Source organism: Flavobacterium sp. MDT1-60 (genome assembly GCF_014844035.1).
Lineage (GTDB): Bacteria > Bacteroidota > Bacteroidia > Flavobacteriales > Flavobacteriaceae > Flavobacterium.
Genome location: NZ_CP062159.1, coordinates 3,688,200 through 3,707,497 on the forward strand (window position 1 = coordinate 3,688,200; position 19,298 = coordinate 3,707,497).

Annotated in this window: 16 protein-coding genes; 3 read left to right on the plus strand and 13 right to left on the minus strand. The window is 34.6% G+C overall.

Annotated features, from left to right (window positions below):
• Nucleotides 1-48 precede the first annotated feature (48 nt).
• From IHE43_RS15465 to IHE43_RS15495, 7 genes are all read right to left on the minus strand, one after another.
• The gene (locus IHE43_RS15465; protein WP_192184726.1) at nucleotides 49-3,156 is read right to left on the minus strand and encodes an efflux RND transporter permease subunit; all 3,108 of its coding nucleotides are present in this window, start codon (nucleotides 3,154-3,156) and stop codon (nucleotides 49-51) included.
• Nucleotides 3,157-3,195: 39 nt separating this feature from the next.
• Nucleotides 3,196-4,227, minus strand: a complete 1,032-nt coding sequence (locus IHE43_RS15470) for an efflux RND transporter periplasmic adaptor subunit (RefSeq protein ID WP_192184727.1) — start codon at nucleotides 4,225-4,227, stop codon at nucleotides 3,196-3,198.
• Between the two features lie 262 nt (nucleotides 4,228-4,489).
• Nucleotides 4,490-5,389: an AraC family transcriptional regulator gene (locus IHE43_RS15475; RefSeq protein ID WP_192184728.1), complete on the minus strand. Its 900-nt coding sequence runs from the start codon at nucleotides 5,387-5,389 to the stop codon at nucleotides 4,490-4,492.
• A 306-nt stretch (nucleotides 5,390-5,695) separates the two neighbouring features.
• Nucleotides 5,696-6,247 carry a hypothetical protein gene (locus IHE43_RS15480; protein ID WP_192184729.1) on the minus strand — a complete coding sequence of 184 codons (552 nt, stop codon included), beginning with the start codon at nucleotides 6,245-6,247 and terminating at the stop codon, nucleotides 5,696-5,698.
• Nucleotides 6,248-6,669: 422 nt separating this feature from the next.
• Nucleotides 6,670-8,556 carry an acyl-CoA synthetase gene (locus IHE43_RS15485; RefSeq protein ID WP_192184730.1) on the minus strand — a complete coding sequence of 629 codons (1,887 nt, stop codon included), beginning with the start codon at nucleotides 8,554-8,556 and terminating at the stop codon, nucleotides 6,670-6,672.
• An 88-nt stretch (nucleotides 8,557-8,644) separates the two neighbouring features.
• Complete coding sequence (locus tag IHE43_RS15490) at nucleotides 8,645-8,953, minus strand: DoxX family protein (protein WP_192184731.1); 309 nt, start codon at nucleotides 8,951-8,953, stop codon at nucleotides 8,645-8,647.
• Nucleotides 8,954-9,159: 206 nt separating this feature from the next.
• Entirely contained in the window at nucleotides 9,160-9,723 is a 564-nt protein-coding gene (locus IHE43_RS15495) for a Crp/Fnr family transcriptional regulator (RefSeq protein WP_192184732.1), read from the minus strand.
• Between the two features lie 679 nt (nucleotides 9,724-10,402).
• Here IHE43_RS15495 and IHE43_RS15500 point away from each other — a divergent pair.
• The gene (locus tag IHE43_RS15500) at nucleotides 10,403-11,704 is read left to right on the plus strand and encodes a hypothetical protein (RefSeq protein WP_192184733.1); all 1,302 of its coding nucleotides are present in this window, start codon (nucleotides 10,403-10,405) and stop codon (nucleotides 11,702-11,704) included.
• Between the two features lie 195 nt (nucleotides 11,705-11,899).
• Here the strand turns inward: IHE43_RS15500 and IHE43_RS15505 are convergent, their stop codons facing one another.
• The 3 genes from IHE43_RS15505 to IHE43_RS15515 all read right to left on the minus strand — a co-directional run bounded on the left by IHE43_RS15505 (nucleotide 11,900) and on the right by IHE43_RS15515 (nucleotide 14,426).
• Nucleotides 11,900-13,036 carry a hypothetical protein gene (locus tag IHE43_RS15505; protein WP_192184734.1) on the minus strand — a complete coding sequence of 379 codons (1,137 nt, stop codon included), beginning with the start codon at nucleotides 13,034-13,036 and terminating at the stop codon, nucleotides 11,900-11,902.
• Nucleotides 13,037-13,217: 181 nt separating this feature from the next.
• Nucleotides 13,218-13,550: a hypothetical protein gene (locus tag IHE43_RS15510; protein ID WP_192184735.1), complete on the minus strand. Its 333-nt coding sequence runs from the start codon at nucleotides 13,548-13,550 to the stop codon at nucleotides 13,218-13,220.
• A 210-nt stretch (nucleotides 13,551-13,760) separates the two neighbouring features.
• Nucleotides 13,761-14,426: a hypothetical protein gene (locus tag IHE43_RS15515; protein ID WP_192184736.1), complete on the minus strand. Its 666-nt coding sequence runs from the start codon at nucleotides 14,424-14,426 to the stop codon at nucleotides 13,761-13,763.
• A 322-nt stretch (nucleotides 14,427-14,748) separates the two neighbouring features.
• Here IHE43_RS15515 and IHE43_RS15520 point away from each other — a divergent pair, with 322 nt between their 5' ends.
• Nucleotides 14,749-15,513, plus strand: a complete 765-nt coding sequence (locus IHE43_RS15520; RefSeq protein ID WP_192184737.1) for a response regulator transcription factor — start codon at nucleotides 14,749-14,751, stop codon at nucleotides 15,511-15,513.
• Nucleotides 15,514-15,853: 340 nt separating this feature from the next.
• Here the strand turns inward: IHE43_RS15520 and IHE43_RS15525 are convergent, their stop codons facing one another.
• The 3 genes from IHE43_RS15525 to IHE43_RS15535 all read right to left on the minus strand — a co-directional run bounded on the left by IHE43_RS15525 (nucleotide 15,854) and on the right by IHE43_RS15535 (nucleotide 18,427).
• On the minus strand, nucleotides 15,854-16,600 hold the full coding sequence (locus tag IHE43_RS15525) for a ThiF family adenylyltransferase (RefSeq protein WP_192184738.1): 747 nt from the start codon (nucleotides 16,598-16,600) through the stop codon (nucleotides 15,854-15,856).
• 210 nt (nucleotides 16,601-16,810) lie between these two features.
• On the minus strand, nucleotides 16,811-17,833 hold the full coding sequence (locus tag IHE43_RS15530) for an LLM class flavin-dependent oxidoreductase (RefSeq protein WP_192184739.1): 1,023 nt from the start codon (nucleotides 17,831-17,833) through the stop codon (nucleotides 16,811-16,813).
• A 240-nt stretch (nucleotides 17,834-18,073) separates the two neighbouring features.
• Nucleotides 18,074-18,427, minus strand: coding sequence for a helix-turn-helix domain-containing protein (locus tag IHE43_RS15535; protein ID WP_192184740.1), 354 nt, complete (start codon nucleotides 18,425-18,427; stop codon nucleotides 18,074-18,076).
• A gap of 109 nt (nucleotides 18,428-18,536) precedes the next feature.
• Here IHE43_RS15535 and IHE43_RS15540 point away from each other — a divergent pair, with 109 nt between their 5' ends.
• Entirely contained in the window at nucleotides 18,537-19,292 is a 756-nt protein-coding gene (locus IHE43_RS15540; protein WP_192184741.1) for an SDR family NAD(P)-dependent oxidoreductase, read from the plus strand.
• Nucleotides 19,293-19,298: the final 6 nt, after the last annotated feature.

Below are 19,298 nucleotides of genomic sequence, written 5' to 3' on the forward strand. Positions count from 1 at the left end.
GATTTTGCTTACGGCATATTGCTTAAAGCATAATGCTGATTTAATTTGTTAATGCTTGATATTGTTGTCATCGTCTACATGCTCTGCTGCAGGTTTTACAAATTTGTAATACATTACAGGAACAATAAACAGTGTTAAAACCATAGATACAATAAGACCGAATGCCAGTACACTTCCCAGTGGTGCCCAAAGCGGTGATTTTGAAATAATCATAGGAACTACTCCAACGGCACCGGCAGATGATGTTAAGAAGATCGGACGCATTCTTCGTTTTGCCGCGGCAAGCGCAGCATCTTTAATAGAATAACCATGTTCATGCACCAGCTCATCCGCAAAATCGACCAGTATAATTCCGTTTCTCACCACTATCCCAATTAAACTGATAATTCCCATAAAAGCGGTCATACCCATAGGATTTCCTGTGATATACAATCCAAGGAATGCTCCTAAAAGACTCAGTAAAAATGTTGAAAGGACAATCAGTGATTTACTCAGTACCTGAAATTGAAATAATAGCGTTATGAATATCAATAAAATACTAACACTCAATGCGGTTAGCATACCGGGCATGTTCTCTTCTGTTGATTCAGCATCTCCTCCATATTGCAATGTTATGCCTTCGGGTAATTCTAATTTTTTAAGTTCAGGTTCTATATTTTTCATAATAGTGGCCGCTTTTACTCCTAATTGAGCCTCTGAATTTATGGTAAGTGTTCTTAACCCATTTCTGCGCGCAATAACACCAGTATGCCATGTCGGTACAATACTTGCAACTTCTTTCAGCGAAACCATGCTTCCAAAAGCGGTGTTGATATGTAAGTTTTCAAGATTGCTGAAATCCTTACGTCTCTCTGCATCCAAGCGTACAAAAATATCTACCGGTTTATCTCCCTCCCAAACTTGTGAAACAGCATATCCTTTAAGCCCGGCTCCTAATGTTTGTGTAATTACCTGATTTGATACACCTAATCTGGCAGCCGCTTCTTCATTAATTTTAAGGCTTATACCAACATAATCATCCTCATAATCACTTCGCACCCAGTTCGTACCTTCTGCTTTTTCCAGAATAGTTTTAACCTGGGCTGCAACATGTTTCTGATCATTCATGTTTTCCCCTATGACACGAATTGCAATTGGAGACCCTTCCTGCATACTAAGCTGTTTAAATCGTATGTAGCCATCTTTTACAAAACCATTAAACTTGGGCAGGTATTCCTTAACAATTTCATCCGTAGCCTCGTTACTGGTGGTTGTAATCAATATTTGAGCAAAATTCTTGCGGGGTACCTCAGGTGCATAAGTAGTTTGAAAACGAGGAGAACTTGTTCCTATAAAGCTTGCTGTGCTAACGATACGTTTGTCTTTTTTTAGTATCTTTTCAACTTCATTTACCGTTTTTTCTGTTTCAGTTAATGCCGTTCCATTTGGCATCCAGACTTCTATGTTAAACTGGTTACGCTCATTTATAGGGAAGAACTCCTGGTCAACCTGTGTTGCCACAAAACCAGCTAACAGTACCGCCAATACAGCAGCTGTCAAAGTTGCTTTCGGCCTGTTAAAACAGTAAGTAACAGCTTTATCAAAGACATCTTGTAACTTATCAAGCAGTGACTTTTTCTTTGGAGAATCTGATGGTTTGTGATTATGATCATGTAATCCTTTTTTAATGAATACAAAACACATATAAGGTGTAAGAAACAATGCCACCAATAAAGATGCTGTAAGTGCTACTGCAATAGTTACTGGCAATGATGCCATAAAATCTTTAGGAGTTCCATCCATAAAAATGGCTAATGGTAAAAAGGCAAATATGATTGCCAGTGTAGCCGTAAAAATTGATAATGATAATTGTTTGGCAGATTTCCAGGCGGCTTGCCATGGAGTGATGCCTTCATCTAATTTTTCAATGTAGTTGTCAACAACAACTACAGCATCATCCACGAGCATCCCCAGTACGATGATAAGTGCGGCCAATGATACCTGATGCAGTTCAATTCCAATCATATTCATTACACCAAATGTTATCATAACAGAAATTGGTGCGGCCAATGATGAAACGGCAGCCATCCTGAATGGCAGCAAAAGCATTACTACAACAATTACCGATATAATTGCTAATCCAAATTCCATCATGAAATGGCTGATACTATGCTCGACTACTTCGGGCTGGCTAAAAACAGTATTGATTTTAATATCATCTGGAAAGTCTTTTTGTAATTTTTCCAGTTTTTCAGTTATCTTTTCGCCAAAGGCCACAATATTATTCCCTGGCTGCATTTCAATAGAGACCAGCATTGCCTTGTCGTTGCCTATTTTAATAAAAGATGACTCTTCTTCATATCGGCGCTCAATATTTGCTACGTCCTTTAGATGCACTGTCGTACCGTCGGGAGTAGTATAAATTATTTGATTTGCAATTTCATCTGCTGATTTATACTTATTATCTGTAAAAACAGGAATGGTATTATTGGTAACTGTCATTTCGCCAGAATAACCCGTAAGGTTTTGGCTTTGTAATATTTGTACCACTGTTGTAATATCAAAACCGTACTGTTGTGCTTTTTGATCACTGATGGTTACATAAATTTGTTCACGTTGACCACCGGCCCTGTTTATTTTAGAAACTTCCGGTATGGTTTTAATCCCATCTTCGACTTTATCCAGATACTTGTCCAGTTCTCTGTAGTTTCTTGTTTTAGAAGAAAGTGTGATAATTTGGGCAGTTACATCACCAAAATTACTGTTCACGTAAGGACCAACTACTCCTGAAGGAAGATTTTGCTTAAGTACAGAATTTATTCCGTGCTGAAGAGTAGACCAGAACTTTTTTCTGTCTTTTACTTTTGTAAACAGCTCTACAGTTACAAATACCTGTCCGTCTTTGGTCTGTGATTTTGTTTTATGCTTATCAACTTCTTCGAATGAAAAAAGATATTGTTCTAATTTATTGGTCAGTTGTTTCTCTGTCTGTACTTCGTCAGCTCCGGGATAAAAGGCATAGATCATCGCTGTTGGCTTATCTATTTTTGGATCCTCGGATCTTGGCATATTTCTTAGTGAGTAGATGCCAAATAAGACCAGCAGTGTCACAAGGACAATAGTTACCTGCTTATTTTTCATTGCAGCCTCAATAAAATGCATTTTTTTCTTTTCCATATTACTATTGTTAAGATTTTTGAATTTTGAGTATTGTTTTTAGAATGATACTTGGGCTCCGTCTTTTAGTCTTGACTGACCGGCAGTAACTATAATGTCATTTTCGCTTAATCCTTCCTTGATGACGATTTCCTGCATTCCGGTAATGCTTCCAACGGTAATACGCTTACGGACAACTGTTTTATTATTATTTGTCACATAGACATAGGTAATATCATCAGCGTCTCTTATTACAGCAGTTGCAGGAATAACGATAACTTTTTCTGTTTTCATTGGATTAACTTTTACATAAGCCAGCATACCAGGTAATAGTTTCTGACTTCCGTTATCAATTTTAATTTTAATGGTAAAAGTTTTTGACCTGTCATCCGCTTGTGGATTGATTATAGATATCTTCCCTTTTATTGAATCATTCAAAGTAGGAATGAATACGTTTGCCGTCATCCCGTGTTTTAAGATGCCTACTTCACTTTCAGGAACTGTTATCTTAGCATATACCATGTCTGTTTTAATAATGCTAAATGCAGGAATTCCTGGTGCAGCTGTGCTTCCTCTTTCAATAAACCTGTGTGTAATAATTCCAGACATTGGAGCGTATAAACGGGTATCGGCAATCTGCTTGGCACTAATTCTTTTATTAGCTGCCGATTGTGCCAGTTTGGTTTTAATGTCTATATAGTCTTTTTCAGGTAAGCTTCCCTTAACATACAGTTCATTAAGCCTTTTGTAGGTATCTGCAGATTGCTCATAACTTAAATTTGCTATCTGCAATGCATTACTATATGTTGTTGCATCGATAGTTGCTAGTAATTGGCCATTTTTTACTGTTTGCCCTTCATTAACAGCTACGTTATTTACTGTTCCTGCAGCTGCAAAACTTACCTGCGCAGTATTATCAGCTTCAATTGTTGCGGAATAGTTTAATTCCTGAATTTTATCAACTTTTTGAATTTTTTGAACACTGACTTTTACAGCCTGTGGTTTTTCTTCTCCTTCGTTTTTATTATTACAGCTTACTGTTAATAATGCCAATGCTAATAGGGTTGAAAAATAATTTGTTTTTGCTTTCATGATTATGTGATTTAATTTTTTAAAGAGTTACATTTTATTTACAGGGCAAAGATATTGTGGCAATCAGGCTGTAGAAAGGTTGTCTAATCGGCAAGTTTGGTCTATTATTCGTTTTTACTGCGTTCAGAGCAAAAAAAGAAAGGAATAGAAGATTTTTGTCCTTTACTTTTCACTTTGAGAATGGTAAATGCAAGTGGGGAAAAATAAAAAACCCTTCTGAAAGTACTTTCAGAAGGGTTTTTAAAAATGTTTTATGAGGATATTAAAGAAGCCTGTAATTCTTTGGGGATAAGCCGGTACACCGTTTGAAGAATTTACCAAAAAATGACTGGTCGCTAAAATTTAGCTCCTCTGCAATTTCAGCAATGCTCAATTCCGGGTTATTGAGCAGCATTTTTGCTTCCTGGATAACAAAACTTTCCACAATTTCACCGGCGGTTTTACCGGTAATTTCTTTAATGGTTTCAGTCAGGTACTTGGCAGTAATATTGAGTTCGGATGCATAAAATTGTAAAGCTCTTTCTTTTTTAAAATTCGCTATTATTAAAGCGGTAAAGCTAATAACCAGATTTTCTTTTCTTGATATATTTTTGTGGATTGCCTGTGCATATTTTTGAGCCAATGCAGACATTTCATATAAGTAAGATGTAAAGGCTAAGTATAATAATTCTTTTCCATAAAGATGCGTCTTTATATTTTCCTGCTTCTCGGCAAGCTCCTTCATACTTTTTATAATTGTGACGGAATCATTTTGATTTAACGACCATTTTGGTGAATATTTTGAAGTAAAATAAGCAAGTAGATCGTTTGTACTTTTTAAAAGGTCCGTTTTTTCTAAAAAATCACTGGTAAAGAGAATGGTTGATATTTTGCAGTCCTTAAATTTGATTAATCTTTTAATGTCGAACGGTGAGGAAAGAAGAAAATCATTTTTTTTAACGTGGTAGTCTGTCAGGTTGATATTAATAGTTGCTTCACCAGATTCAATAAAAACGATGTGATAATAATCGGATCTGAAATAATTTTTGAATGCTTCATATTCGACCATAACGAGATCAAGGGTTACTGAAAAACCATCAGTAATCGATTTGTGTTCTAAAATTTCATCTCTTACAACTGCATCATATTTTAGCTTACTTTCGACTATTTTTTTATCTGACATGATTATATGCTTAAAACAGTGTTAAATTAATAATATTATTTTAGTTTTAAATTAAAAATATTATTTATTTTTTAGTAATTTAACATTTATAAATTATCTTGGAGTTACCTTAGGTTCAAATCAATGCACATAGGGTTCTTGAGTAATGGAAACAAAAGTACTTTTCGAAGCACTTTTGTTTCCTTGAGGAGTCGATAGGCTTGTTTACGGAGTTTTGTATCAATTCAGGCGTCACAGAATACCTTCTCTTTATAAAACTCTTTAAATCTAACAAAGCCATATCAGTAATTTTTTTGTTTAATATGATTAATTAAAAGTTTCAATCATTCGAGTGTTCTTTTCAGTTTTTCGGAGCTGTAATTCAGTATTTTGACGATTTAATCGTTCTAATTCTCCGATCATAGGAACCTGATTTTGCAGGTTAGCCTGTGATGATGTTTGGATAAAGGTTTCCAACTGAATAAATTTAGCGGCCTTTAAACTGCCAATTTCCTTTTCCATTTTTTTAAAATAAACTTTGCGCAGAGCGTTGTTTTCATCCATACTCTTCATGAAATTCACGATCAGCTTGTGAGCTTCAGCGTCATTTAATGTCTTGTATTTTTCCGCGTATTCATTTAATAGTAAAAAAACTTCCTTTTCAATGTCTTTTCTTTTCTCTTCATATTGATCATAGAGATGCCAGAAGGAATTTTTTTCTTTCTCCTCCAATTGCATATACTCAGCTATGATTAATCGCTTATTTCTGCCAAGTAGCGCTTGTACTACATCGATATCTGCCTCGCCGTTTTGACAATAGGCCACATTGCCCGTAAAAAGAATTGTAAACAGACCTATAATTTTAATTATCGTTTTCATTTTTTATTTTTTATTTTCTTATGATTATTGGGGTACAAAGTTAATTACACAACTAGCTTATTAAAAGGCCATTTCCGCTGGAAAATAGGTCTAAATGTCGGTTGTTATACATATTGCCATTATACCCAACCTGTTTAAATTTTATCTGTATGGACAGACTTCAAATACATTGGTCGGTTACTAAAAAAAGAGAGATCCGGAGAAATGCTAAGAAAATAGCAGCGATCAGAGGTTGACCACCCATTAATTCTATTGACAGCACTCCTCCCAGGCAGGAACATAATAGGAAAACCAATGTTACTTGTTTTAGGTATCCATAAAAGTGTAACCAACACCAATTCGATGAGTCCGAATAGAACAATATAATCTACCGGATCTGACTATATTAGAATTTAAATAAGTAGGTCTATTTGTGCTTAATTTTAACTTTTGATTATTAAATATTTGACCGGGTAGTATCCCAGTTCTTTGTTAATTAAATTTTGGTAGTCTACATTATCACTGCATATTACAAAAATCTTTACTATTCTGCCGTTGGTCATATCAAAACTTATAGCAAAGCTGTCAATACCAGGAATTTTCAACAAGGCTGTCTCAAAAACTTCTTTTATTTGACAATTTTCCAGTTCGGGCTTATATATTTTGCCAACCGCTGTTAAAGGCATTTGTGGAATGATATACATTTTTTTGGGTACGGCCACTTTTTCAAGAATATGGGTTTCTGCAAACAGCATAAGTTCCTCTACTGTTGCCGAAGTATTTGGTTTTAGTTCGATATAAACCACAGGTAACTCACCTGCGTATGCATCCGGGCGCGCTATAGCAGCAGCGGCTGCAACAAAAGGATGTTTGCTCAAAGGTTCTTCTATCACTTTAGGATCAATATTATGTCCGCCTCTTATGATCAGTTCTTTCTTTCTCCCTACGATGTAAAAATAGCCGTCTGCATCCTGCCTGCCCAAATCGCCGGTATTGTACCATCTTTTGTCTGCAATTGCAACAAAAGCATTTTTATTGTGGATTTCACTTTTATAGCCTGAAATCACATTGGGTCCGTGAGCTACCAGAATGCCTTGCTCGTTGATCTCAGCATCTCTTAAATAATCTCCATTATCATCGATTATTACAGCTTTCATTTGATGAAACGGCAGAGCTAAACCCACAGAACCATTTTTTTTATTGCCTTTTAATGGATTAAAAGTACTTACACAAGTTCCTTCCGTAAAACCATATCCTTCGATGATCTGCAAGCCTGTGGCTTTTTGAAAATCGGTAAGTAATTTTTCTGACAGCGGGGCTGCACCGCAAAGGAGATTTTCTAAAGAAGAAATGTCTGCACCACCAATTGGAACGTTAAGGAGTTTACTTAGTATAGTTGGAACCGCACTAAAAAAAGAAACCTTGTAATGTGCTGCTATTTTCCAAAAATTTTCCATCAATCCTTCATTCCTATACCCAATGGGTGTTGCCAAAAGCAATGTATGCCCATTTAGTAACGGAACCAGGCCTGTAACAACTACACCGTTAACATGAAACCAGGGCAAACCGCAAAGAAACGTTTTAGGGCTTTGGTTTTGCAGGCACTTATCTACCATAAAAGCATTTACCAATTCGTTCTGATGTGAATGCTGCGCTAATTTAGGACTGCCCGTAGTGCCGCCAGTATGAAAATAAGAAGCTATGGAGTCGTATTTTTTAGTACACTTAAAATCGAGAGAGTCCATATTATGCTGATCCAAATGGTGATGAAAGTCCAGAAAATGCACACCGTTGATTACCTCGATTTCAGAAGAAGTTTTTTCTCCCAGATAATACCCCAAATCAACGGTTAAAATATACTCTACTGATGGCGTCAATTTAACCAAAGCCCTGGCCTTTTCTAAATAAGGCATAGTGGTGTTAGATGCAAGGGTAACAATGATTTTGCTTTGGGCAGCATTGATAATATCTGCTAAATGATTCAATTCGAGCATCGGATTAAGTGGATTTACTACCCCGCGGGCCTGAGCACCAAATAAAGTGATTACATAGGCGGGACAGTTGGGCAATAGTACTGAAACTCCAGCTTCATTATCCAATCCAAGATGGTAGATCATATTGGCAAAGGCATTGACCTTTCCTAAAAGTTCTTTATAGGAGAAAGTGATTGCATTTTGGTAGGCCGATCCGTCTAAAAAAAAATGAAGCGCTACCCTGTCACTATTATTTTTTGCAGCAATTCGCAATGCCTCATACGTATTGGGAGGCAACGTCATCATCCCTGAGTCTTCATACTCTTTTATTTCACTTAAAGTCGATAGCTGGTTCATATTATTTAATTCCTCTTCTTTCTTTATAATTTTCAATAGTATCATTTTTGCCACAAAACTCTGTCATAGTTTACTTTGTTTTAGAATATTATAACCAATATAGTGTCAGCAATAAACTGATAGCGATAATTGATAAAATGTAATGCTGGGGTTTTGCTTTTTGCCTGAACAATGTAAAAACCGCTCCTGACATAATTATCAGTAATCCAATAATTGAATATAAAGCATACTGTGAAAATAACCCCACTGTAAGCATCAATTCCACGGCAGCTAAGCCATACATAAAGTAATAACTGTAGCCAGCCTTGTCAAAAGTAGCTTTGGTTTTACCCGTTAGTTTGCCCAAAATTGCCAAACAAAAAATGCCCGTGAGGAAATAAATTAAAATGGATTCCATGATGTTTTTTATTTAAATTTTAAAAATGCTCCGCATAATGCTTTGGAATTACTACCGAAGCATACATAGATCAGGTGCGGAAAATGCGAATAATTGGCATGATACTTTGCTACCCATTTTTAAAAATGGGCAACCCAGTTTTGCAAGTGCAAAGTTGACAGATAATAATCGGGGATTTTTAAGAATTCTTAAAAAAGAAAAAGTCCTTAATTTTTTTTTGCACGAATAACACTTAAGTGTTGTTGAGAAATACCAAGATAGGATGCTATATGTCCCAATGGCGCATTTTGAAGGATGGCCGGATGTAATTCGAGTAGTTTTTTGTACCGCTCTTCAGCTGTTAGCATTTGGATGCCATAGAGCTTATCTGACATTTGCTTAAGTACATTGAAAGATTCAGACAGAATAAAGCGTTCAAAAAACGGAACAGTATCCATAAGGGTCTGTATGTCAGAAAAGTGAGCAATACTTAATGTACAATCCTGAACAACTTCCCACCCGTAAGGGTCAGTCTTGTTATAAAAAACACTTTCGAGAGGAAACATCATGGCGTTCTCTGTAAGGAAAAGAAAAGTAATTACTTTACCGTCTAATTGGTAATACATCCGTAACAAACCTGATTCTACAAAAATCAACTTCTGGGATGCATTATCTGGTTTTAAAAGAATAGTCCCTTTTTTATAAACCTCTTGTTTAAAGGTCTTCTTTATAATCTCATACTTTGTTGTTTGGATTTTGGTTTTGATATTTATGTATTCAAATATTTCCATTTTATTTATATAACTGTTTAGAGTAATTATTCGCAGTAAAAAATCTATTCATAGTAGCTATAAGTTTTATACAATACCTGACAATATAAAAGCAACCGTTATCCGTGTTAAATATAATAAAAAAATATTTTAGAGCACGCGTGCCACTATATCAAACTGTGAACTTCTCTCTTACAATTATTAGTTGTACTGAGTTGAACATGTTTTTTTTAAAAGTTTGTGAGACTCATTTTATTAGGATTTAATATAAGATTTACGAATCTCTATGTTATTGGCTGTTAATTCAGGTAGTATTGAACTATTCCAAATTACTCCGAATCTACTTTGCCGGAGGCTTACTTCAATAAGATTTTTACTAAGTAAATCCTTGTTTTTTTTATTTTTTGATCAGCAGTTTTCTGATTTTAACTCTGAAAAAAATTATTGATTTTATAAATAAAATAATCCTAATCCTGTTAACTTTTTGTTAACGGTATTATAATATACTGAGATAGTACGATTTCTCTTTTACGGTACTTATTACTAGTAAGATTTATAATTCAAAAAGAACAGATATTATCTGTTTTCAGAAAACAAAGGTTCTATTACTGATTATTTTTTTCTCAGTCGCTTATTCCTTTTAAATAATTTATGAAAATCATTGAATTTAAATATGTTATAAACAATTAAAACTAGAATTATGAAAAAACAGAATCGAAAAAAGGTTTTAAGTAAAGTGTTCGTTGTTATGTTAGCGGCCATTACATTCTCATGTCAGGACACGACATTGGATGAAGTAGAAACTACCGCTGTGGCAACAAACCAACAAAATACTAAAAAAATCAGTGCGGCAGCTATTTCTGATTTGGCTAGAAGATGGGCCCCTATTCATTATAAAGATGTAGATGCCACCGGAACTTATGCAGAAGGAGGAAAATCAGATTACCTTACCGCTATTAATTATGACAATGACTGGAATGGCGAAAACAACTGGAACAATCTTCCTGCTTATACCAATTCTTTAGCTGCGCATTGTTACTATTCTGTTGTAGAATCCAATACACATTGGTTTATTACTTATGCTTTCTTTTCTCCTAGAGATTGGACAGATAACCCACTTTTGTACTCATTAGACCAACACGAAAATGATTTAGAAGGGGTATTAATAATTGTCGAAAAAAATGGTTCTGCTTATGGTGCATTAAAAGGAGCAGTTACAGTAAGTCATTCAGACTTCTTTTCGTATGTACCATCTGGCAGTTCTTTTGTAAGTGGATTAGAAAGTGTTGATGGAACATTACAAATGAGAGATTATAACGGAGAATTGCACCCTATCACAGCGCAAGATGCTAAAGGACACAGTCTTAAAGCCTGGCCGCAGCATGATATAGATGGGGATGGAATTATATACTACCCTTCTGCAAGCGGAACTGCCCAAATACCATCTGATAATTATGATAATTATGTGGAATACAAACTTGTCGATATTTTTGAAAGCGGAGGATTATGGGATCAACGATTCAATACTCAATTGTTTTCTAGTCCGGGAGGAGGATTTACAGGAAATGATTTTAAAACCGGCGGTGCCAACGCTCCATGGGCATGGAATGATGGGAATGATGGTATAGTACAAGGTGGAGAATTTGCAACGGATCCTGCTAAATTAGCAGATAATTATTTTGATGGTGTAGGTAATTTATCCCGTACTTATATTGATAATAAATATAATACCGCAACTGGAGGTATTGTAACAGTTTACCAAAATTGCAATTATACAGGCTATGCAGTTGCCTTACCTGTTGGCAATTATACATTAGCTCAGTTAAAATCGTATGGTATTGTAAATGATGACTTGTCTTCAATTCGCTTAGAAAATGGCTACAGAGTTACAATGTATCAGAACGACAATTTTGGAGGAGAATCTGTTGTGTTAACTGCAAATAATAGTTGTTTAGGAGGTTTTAATGATAAAGCTAGTTCTATAAAGATTAGTATTCAATAAACTACTTTTAAATTTTGGATATGCAAACGGAGAAGAAGCTAAGCTATATTCTGTTTTGCGTATCCAATTTTTTATTTTTAATCCTATCTGTATTCTTGATTCATTTTAACATCAAACATATAACTCGTCCTAATAATCTGTATCGATTATTTAGGACGAGTCAGTGTTTTAAGCCAATAATAATTCTTGTAAATATTAGAATAATGTCTGATAAAAATTTCCATAATAAATTTCAATCAATAAGTCTGCACCATTAGGTGATGCCAAATCAATTAATCCTATCTCACAAAGTGCGTCGATCCTACGGGTTTGGTCTTTAATTGATTTTAGTTTACCCAGATTTTTATCAAAAATAGCAATGTTTTCTATAGCGTTTTTTACAATTATAATTAATTGTTTAAAATCAGCTTCAGACAGCTTACTTTCTTTTACGTAGTTTTCTAATCTCCCGCCTTCTCTATAATGAGGATAATTTTCTAATCCCATAAAGGTCAGCATCCAGACTTTATTGTAACTCCAGGTTGTTTTAATAATTCCTATATAATCAGCTATTAATTCATCATGCAGGTTATTAGCAGCGTGTCCGTATTTTTTGAGCGTATATAAATGGGTAAACTCATGTTCTTTTCGAATCGAAACGGAATAAGAAGTCCATACATCTTCTGCCAGTCCCAATTGACTTGCTTTAACGTTACTGTAAGGCTTTGTACTTAAAATGATGAATTTGTCATTGTATAAAGATCTATTAGGCATAATATTATCTGAAAACTCGGTATTCCAATCCCCCAAAGGATTATTTTGCAACCATTTTTTTTTGATATTATTTAATCTTTTCCAGTTATTAAGACCATTTAACAACACCGCCCCCATTGATGGCGGAATGGATACGGGATTATTTTTATGCATTAAAGACTGCAGAATTTTTACAAAATCTTCTTTATTAGGAACGATTAATACCGGAACTCTGCCTGCAACACTTTGATGAAGTTCTAAACTAATATTTTTTGCATCTTCTAATTTCAGATAAGCTGTAAATTTAAATGTATCTGTTTTTCCTTTTAAAACAACATTTTTATACAATTCAATTTTATCTGTTTCTCTTTCGATTAGAAAATTCAATTGCGGATAGCATTCCTTTAACAGCGTAAAAATGTCTTTTTTTTCAGAAGCATCCAGTAGATCTTCCCAGAATTGAATGTCCGTATCATCATTAGTTGAAACTGCATAAACATCATCTAAAATAAACTTATTAAAGAGATAGGCTTTAAGTGCAGAAGATAAACCAATCGACACCTCGCGGTCGACTGGTTCTAAAGTAATTAAATTGTTCATGATTTTACTAATTTGACGTGTAGCCAGTTGTGTAAATAAGCCGTCCTGCTGCATTAATTCTTCATATCGGATCAACAATTTCTGCTTTATTTCGGCAACACTATTCGGGTTCTCTTATCGATTGCACCCGAAAATGTCCCCGTACGATAATTTCTTGTTTTTAATATTTTAAAAATATTATTTATAAACCCCGCAGCGAATCATACAAACTTTCAAAGTCTGTAACCGCAGATCCGTTCGAGGTGCTACCGCTACAGTTGTCTATTTTTTTTTCATCCGGCTCCTGATCTTCTGGCTTCATTTTTATAGGAATATTGATATACAGAAACTCTGGGTCAGACTGGTCTGTAACCTTTATCTTTTTCCCTATTGGCAGATTTCTCCCAAAAAACACCGCTAATGTTTTTTCGGGATTTTTTATCAATGATTTTTTAAAATCATCATTTTCCCAAGCCTCTGCAATTATGCTAAAAAACACATCCTGACCTTTTTTTTGTTCTTTTGTTAAAATCATCTTTTTTACGATTAAATTTTTATTTTGATCTGTGCTAAAAATCGTGCTGTCTATATCGCTCTATCTGATTTAAAATATCAGGAGAAAACCATTATTTACTCTAGTATTCTCCTTATCATCTCATTTATCATTTGTAGTGGAATTAATGGTTAAATTACTACCCCAAACAACCTTCTTTTAGAAATTACCGGTTGTACTATCAAGCCGGCATTAGCATACTTGATACTGATACTGTTTGTTTTGAAATGTTTGACTGGACATTTTATTGATAGACTGAGATGTCACCAGTGATTTATTGTTATAATAAAACTCCTCTAAACCAGCGTAATTCATGGCTATTGGTATGGTCTCAGAGCCCAGATAATTTATAGAAGCACCTATAACTTCTGCTTTTATACCAAGCAGGTTCATTATTCTTAAAAGCTTGCTGTCGCATTCTGCAAATGCAACACCATCTTTTTGTTCGCATATAGGGGCAATTGCGCACACCATTAATTTTCTAAAAAGTGTTTTATCTTTTACATCTTTTTTGGTAGCAAATCGGCCAATATGCCAGACAGATGTGGCATTTTGCGAATACTTGTAACTTAAGGGGTCGATATTAAAAATTTTCTGAAGCGGTAATTTTGTTTTATAATCCCATTTAATTACCCTGATTGATCCCTGAATGTTTCCTGAAAAATCTTTGGCTACAAAAATTTCAGAATCTTTGAAATAATTTAATTCTTCATCATACACTTCCTGAGTGTCTGAAATGATTTCCTGCGCACTTACATTTTCACAATGATGATTGAAGTTTTCCTCTACTACAAATTTGGCTAATTCTGTAAGTTGGTTTAATTCTAATCTTTCTAAGTAATTTTGAGTAATTGTCATTGGGGTTTATTTCATTTGGTTCGTAACAAATCTAATTTTCATATCGCTTTGTTTTGCTACACTAAATAGTAGTATTTACCTAAAATTCAATAAACTACACTAAAAGAGTAGAAATTGATTTTTGACAATAAAAAAAGATAAAGAGGAATAAGCCTGATGGAAAAAAACTTGACTTTAATAGTCTTATGAAATCTTACATTGTTTTCAAACTAATAAACATTTATAAGAATTTGAGAATCAATAAGTATTCTTATTGTACAAGATTGATGCACTTTTTTCATACATGAAAAAAAAATGGGTAAATTTGATAAAAATTAAGCAGATGAAAGACCAGGATTTGAATTCATTTTTTGATTCAAGGAATACGATTTACAGCTTGACAGATGAAGAAAGAGTACGGAAATTTGATTATATAGAGCCAATAAAGGCATTTGCAAGAGCAACATACACCAGTTTATACGTTATAAATTATTTGGAACAGGGATTTGAATATGTTTCAGATAATCCTTTATTTCTATGTGGTAATACGCCTCAGCAAGTTCTGGAAATGGGATATGCTTTTTATTTTAAACATGTTCCTCAATCCGATTTAGACTTATTGCTCAAAATTAATTCTATTGGATTTGATTTTTACGATAAAACACCAATGGAAGACCGAATTCTATATACAATTTCGTATGATTTTCATTTAAAAAACCAAGAAGGAAAATTGATTTTAATCAATCAAAAACTTACTCCTGTTTTTCTAACCAGTACCGGAAAAATATGGAAAGCAATATGTATTATTTCATTATCGTCTGAACGCAAAGCGGGTAATATTAAAATACATAAAAACGGAGAAAATATGGTGCATAATTATAATCTTGCGCTTGACCAATGGGAAAACTTTAAAAAAATAACTTTGTCTAAAAGAGAAAAAGAAATTTTACAGCTTTCAACCCGGGGTTTTGCTATAAATGAAATTGCCGAAGAAATATTTGTTTCTCCGGATACCGTAAAATTTCACAGACGAAAACTTTTTGATAAATTAGAGGTGACCAATATTTCAGAAGCCATTGCTTTTGCTACCAGTAATAAGCTGATTTAAAAATACTTTTTAACGGATTCTTTTAAAACTCATTTTTTTGTTGTCAGCAGTTACAATAGTTAAATACCAATCGTTTAAAAGATATTTTCCTTTAAGTAATATTGCCATTTAAGCAGCACTTGGATTTAAGATAGAATTTCCTTTATAATGATTTACTATTGTCTTGTACTTTTTTGTAAAAGTTTTTAACGCAATTGTATCTTTTGCAAAAGCGTACACTCCTTCATTTTTTTTGCCATAACAAAAAAGCTGTATTCAAAATCAAATTTTGAATACAGCTTTTAAAGGAATTATTTTTATAAAGAATCAGAAATATAAGCTAGTAAATCTCGCAAATGGTCTATTTGATACTCGTCAAATAAAATTCCGGAAATACTTTTATACGGTTATTAACCGCGATATCAAATGCAATATTCGTACACAAACCAGCAACTAACCAAGATGCAATAGAAAGTTGCGGAGGAGAAAGATTTTTGTCTTCTTTTATATATTCATCCAGAACTTTTTCAAGCCATTCCTGGGGGTTTTCCCAATATTGCATATATTCTATAACATAATTGACAACATTGATTTCGGTAAATTTTTCATCTGATTTCTTTAGAGCATCTAATCCTTCTTCTTCTGAAATTACCAATACCAATGCGCCCCATCCTAAATTATATGGATGCAATACCGGGATCTTTCTACTTTGACATATAGAATCGAACAATAGCGGTACATCTGAAGTAAAGTCCAAAGCGTTGATCGCAATTTTATGATCTTTTATGTATTCCTCAACATTTTCCGGAGTTAAAAAGCAATTATGAGTCGTGATTTTTGCCTCACTATTAATAGAAAGCAACCTTTCTTTAAGCGCTTCTACTTTAGGTTTAGAGATATCTTTCTCAGTATAGTTTTGTCTGTTTAAATTGGATAATTCAACAACATCGCCATCAATTATGGTAAGGGTTTCAAAACCCAATCGCAGTAAACACTCTGCAATTACACTTCCGATGCCTGCTCCGCCTAATAATATGTGTGTGTGTTTGATTATTTCTTGTTGTTGAGGGGTAATATAAATTCTATTTCTAATATTCCTTTGATCCATATTTTTATTTTTATACTAATTATATTTTAAGAACTGTTGCAAATAAAACTTTTTTATTAATATGCTCTTGTTCATATAGCGTGCATTCTTACATTCAGACACATACAAAAATAGCAAAAACCTCTTCAAATATGAAAAACTCCAATTCGTATGTCAAAAAGCCCCTATTTTAAAAAAAATAGGGGCTTCGTTACTTTGTTTTGAAAAATTTTAACGCCAGCCCAGCTCCGGAGCAATATATTTTAGTATAGCTGACAGTATATGTATATTGTAGTCAACCCCCAATGTGTTGGGTATCGTCAGCAGCAATGTATCTGCTTCCTGAATAGCTTCATCCTGGGCCAGCTCTTTTATGAGTTTATCTGGCTCTGCTGCGTAACTTTTTCCGAAGATTGCCCGTTTATCTCTTTCTATATTACCAAAACTATCTGCCCCCCTGCCTTGATCTCCAAAGTAGCGTCTATCCTGATCATTGACCAGTGCAAAAATAGAACGGCTTACCGAAACCCGTGCTTCGCGCTGATGACCTGCTTTTTTCCAGGCTTCTTTATATAACCTGATCTGTTCTGCCTGTTGGATGTGAAAAGGTTTACCATTTTCGTCATACTTCAGTGTAGAACTTTGCAGATGCATCCCGTTTTCGGCCGCCCAAACGGCAGTAGCATTAGATGCAGCTCCCCACCAGATTCGCTCTCGTAATCCTTCGGAATGCGGCTCAAGTCTCAATAAACCTGGTGGATTTGGGAACATGGGGAATGGGTTTGGCTCTGCAAATCCTACACCATTAAGCCTATCCAAAAATTCCAACGCTTTTTTACGTCCCATATCCGCATCTGTTTCACCCTCCTTTGGTTCATAACCGAAAGAGCGCCAGCCGTCAATTACCTGCTCCGGTGATCCCCTGCTGATACCTAATTGTAAACGTCCTTCTGAAATTAAGTCTGCAGCACCGGCATCTTCAACCATATACAGCGGATTCTCATACCTCATATCTATCACCCCAGTTCCAATCTCTATTCGGTCAGTTTTAGCACCGATGGCCGAAAGTAAAGGAAAAGGTGATGCCAATTGTGTTGCAAAATGATGAACTCTAAAATAAGCGCCATCTATACCAATCTCTTCTGCAGCAACGGCCAAATCAATGGACTGAAGCAGTGTATCACCTGCCGTACGAGTTTGATAGGAAGGATGATTAGCCCAATGCCCAAACGATAAAAATCCTATTTTCTTCATAGATAGCATTATTATAATTTACAATTCCAAATTTACGCATCATTATCGAGGATGTCTACAACCTTTATATAGAAATAAATAAAAAGGATTTTTTATTTTCGTCAATCCTTATTACAAGGAAAATTATAAAAATAAAAAAGACATGTCCTGGATTAAATCCGCCATGTTTTGACAGGCCTAATGCAGTTAAAGACGTTTACAATTGTTACCCGTATTAATTGCTGAAAACCAAACACAAAATTATTTCTCAATAATTTTTTTCCTGTGTTCAATGCCCCAATCTGTCAAATTATTAATTATAGTCTTCAGGGTTAAACCATGTTCCGTAAGTTCATATTGAACCGTTACAGGCTGAGTATCCAAAACTGTTCGTGTGATCAATTTGTTTATTTCAAGCTCTTTTAATTCCTTGCTGAGCATTTTATTTGAAATTCCTACAACATCATTCAAAATATCAGAAAATCGTCTTTTGTTATAATAACAAATCGAAGATATAATAGAGATTTTCCATTTGCCACTTAGTACATCCATCGAGTCCTGAACGGCCATCATTTTCTTTTTGTGTTGCTCTTTTTCAAGTGGTTTACACTCCATAATGTTACTTTGTTACTTCAAGGTTACTGTTACTTTTAGTTACAAAGTTACTAAAATAAATTAATACCTTTTAAATTTGCAGCATTAAAATATTCTAAAAAATATAAAAATGAGCAAATTAAAAAACAAAGTAGCGATAGTTACAGGTGCATCAAAAGGAATTGGTGCTTCTATTGCTAAATATTTCGCAGCCGAAGGCGCAAAAGTGGTGGTGAATTACGCATCAAATAAAGAAGATGCAGAAAAAGTAGTAAAATTTATAACCGATAACGGAGGAACCGCAATTGCAGTTCAGGGCGATGTTTCTAAAAAATCAGATGTGACAAAACTTTTTGAAGAAACAAAAAAAGCTTTTGGCATATTGGATATTTTGGTTAATAATGCTGGTATTTATCAATACTCCCCTATTGAAGAAACTTCGGAGGAATCTTTTCATCAACAATTCAACGTTAACGTTTTAGGCTCTATACTCGCCATTCAGGCCTCTTTAAAATCGTTTGGAGATAAAGGTGGAAATATCATTAATATCAGTTCAGGAGCAAGTAATACGCCTCTTCCAACTGGATCCGTATATTCTGCAACCAAAGCGGCTCTGGATGCTATTACAATTTCCTTATCAAAAGAATTCAGCGGAAGAAATATCCGTATCAATTCTATTTTACCCGGCGTTGTAGAAACAGAAGGTTCGCATAGTGCCGGTTTTATTGGCAGCGATTTTGAAGCAAAACTTGTTGCCACAACTCCGCTTGGCCGTACCGGACAGCCTGAAGATATTGCAAAAGTAGCTGTATTTCTTGCCTCTGACGACGCAGCATGGATTACAGGAGAGAAAATTTCTGTTTCAGGAGGTATTTACGGATTATAATTTAAT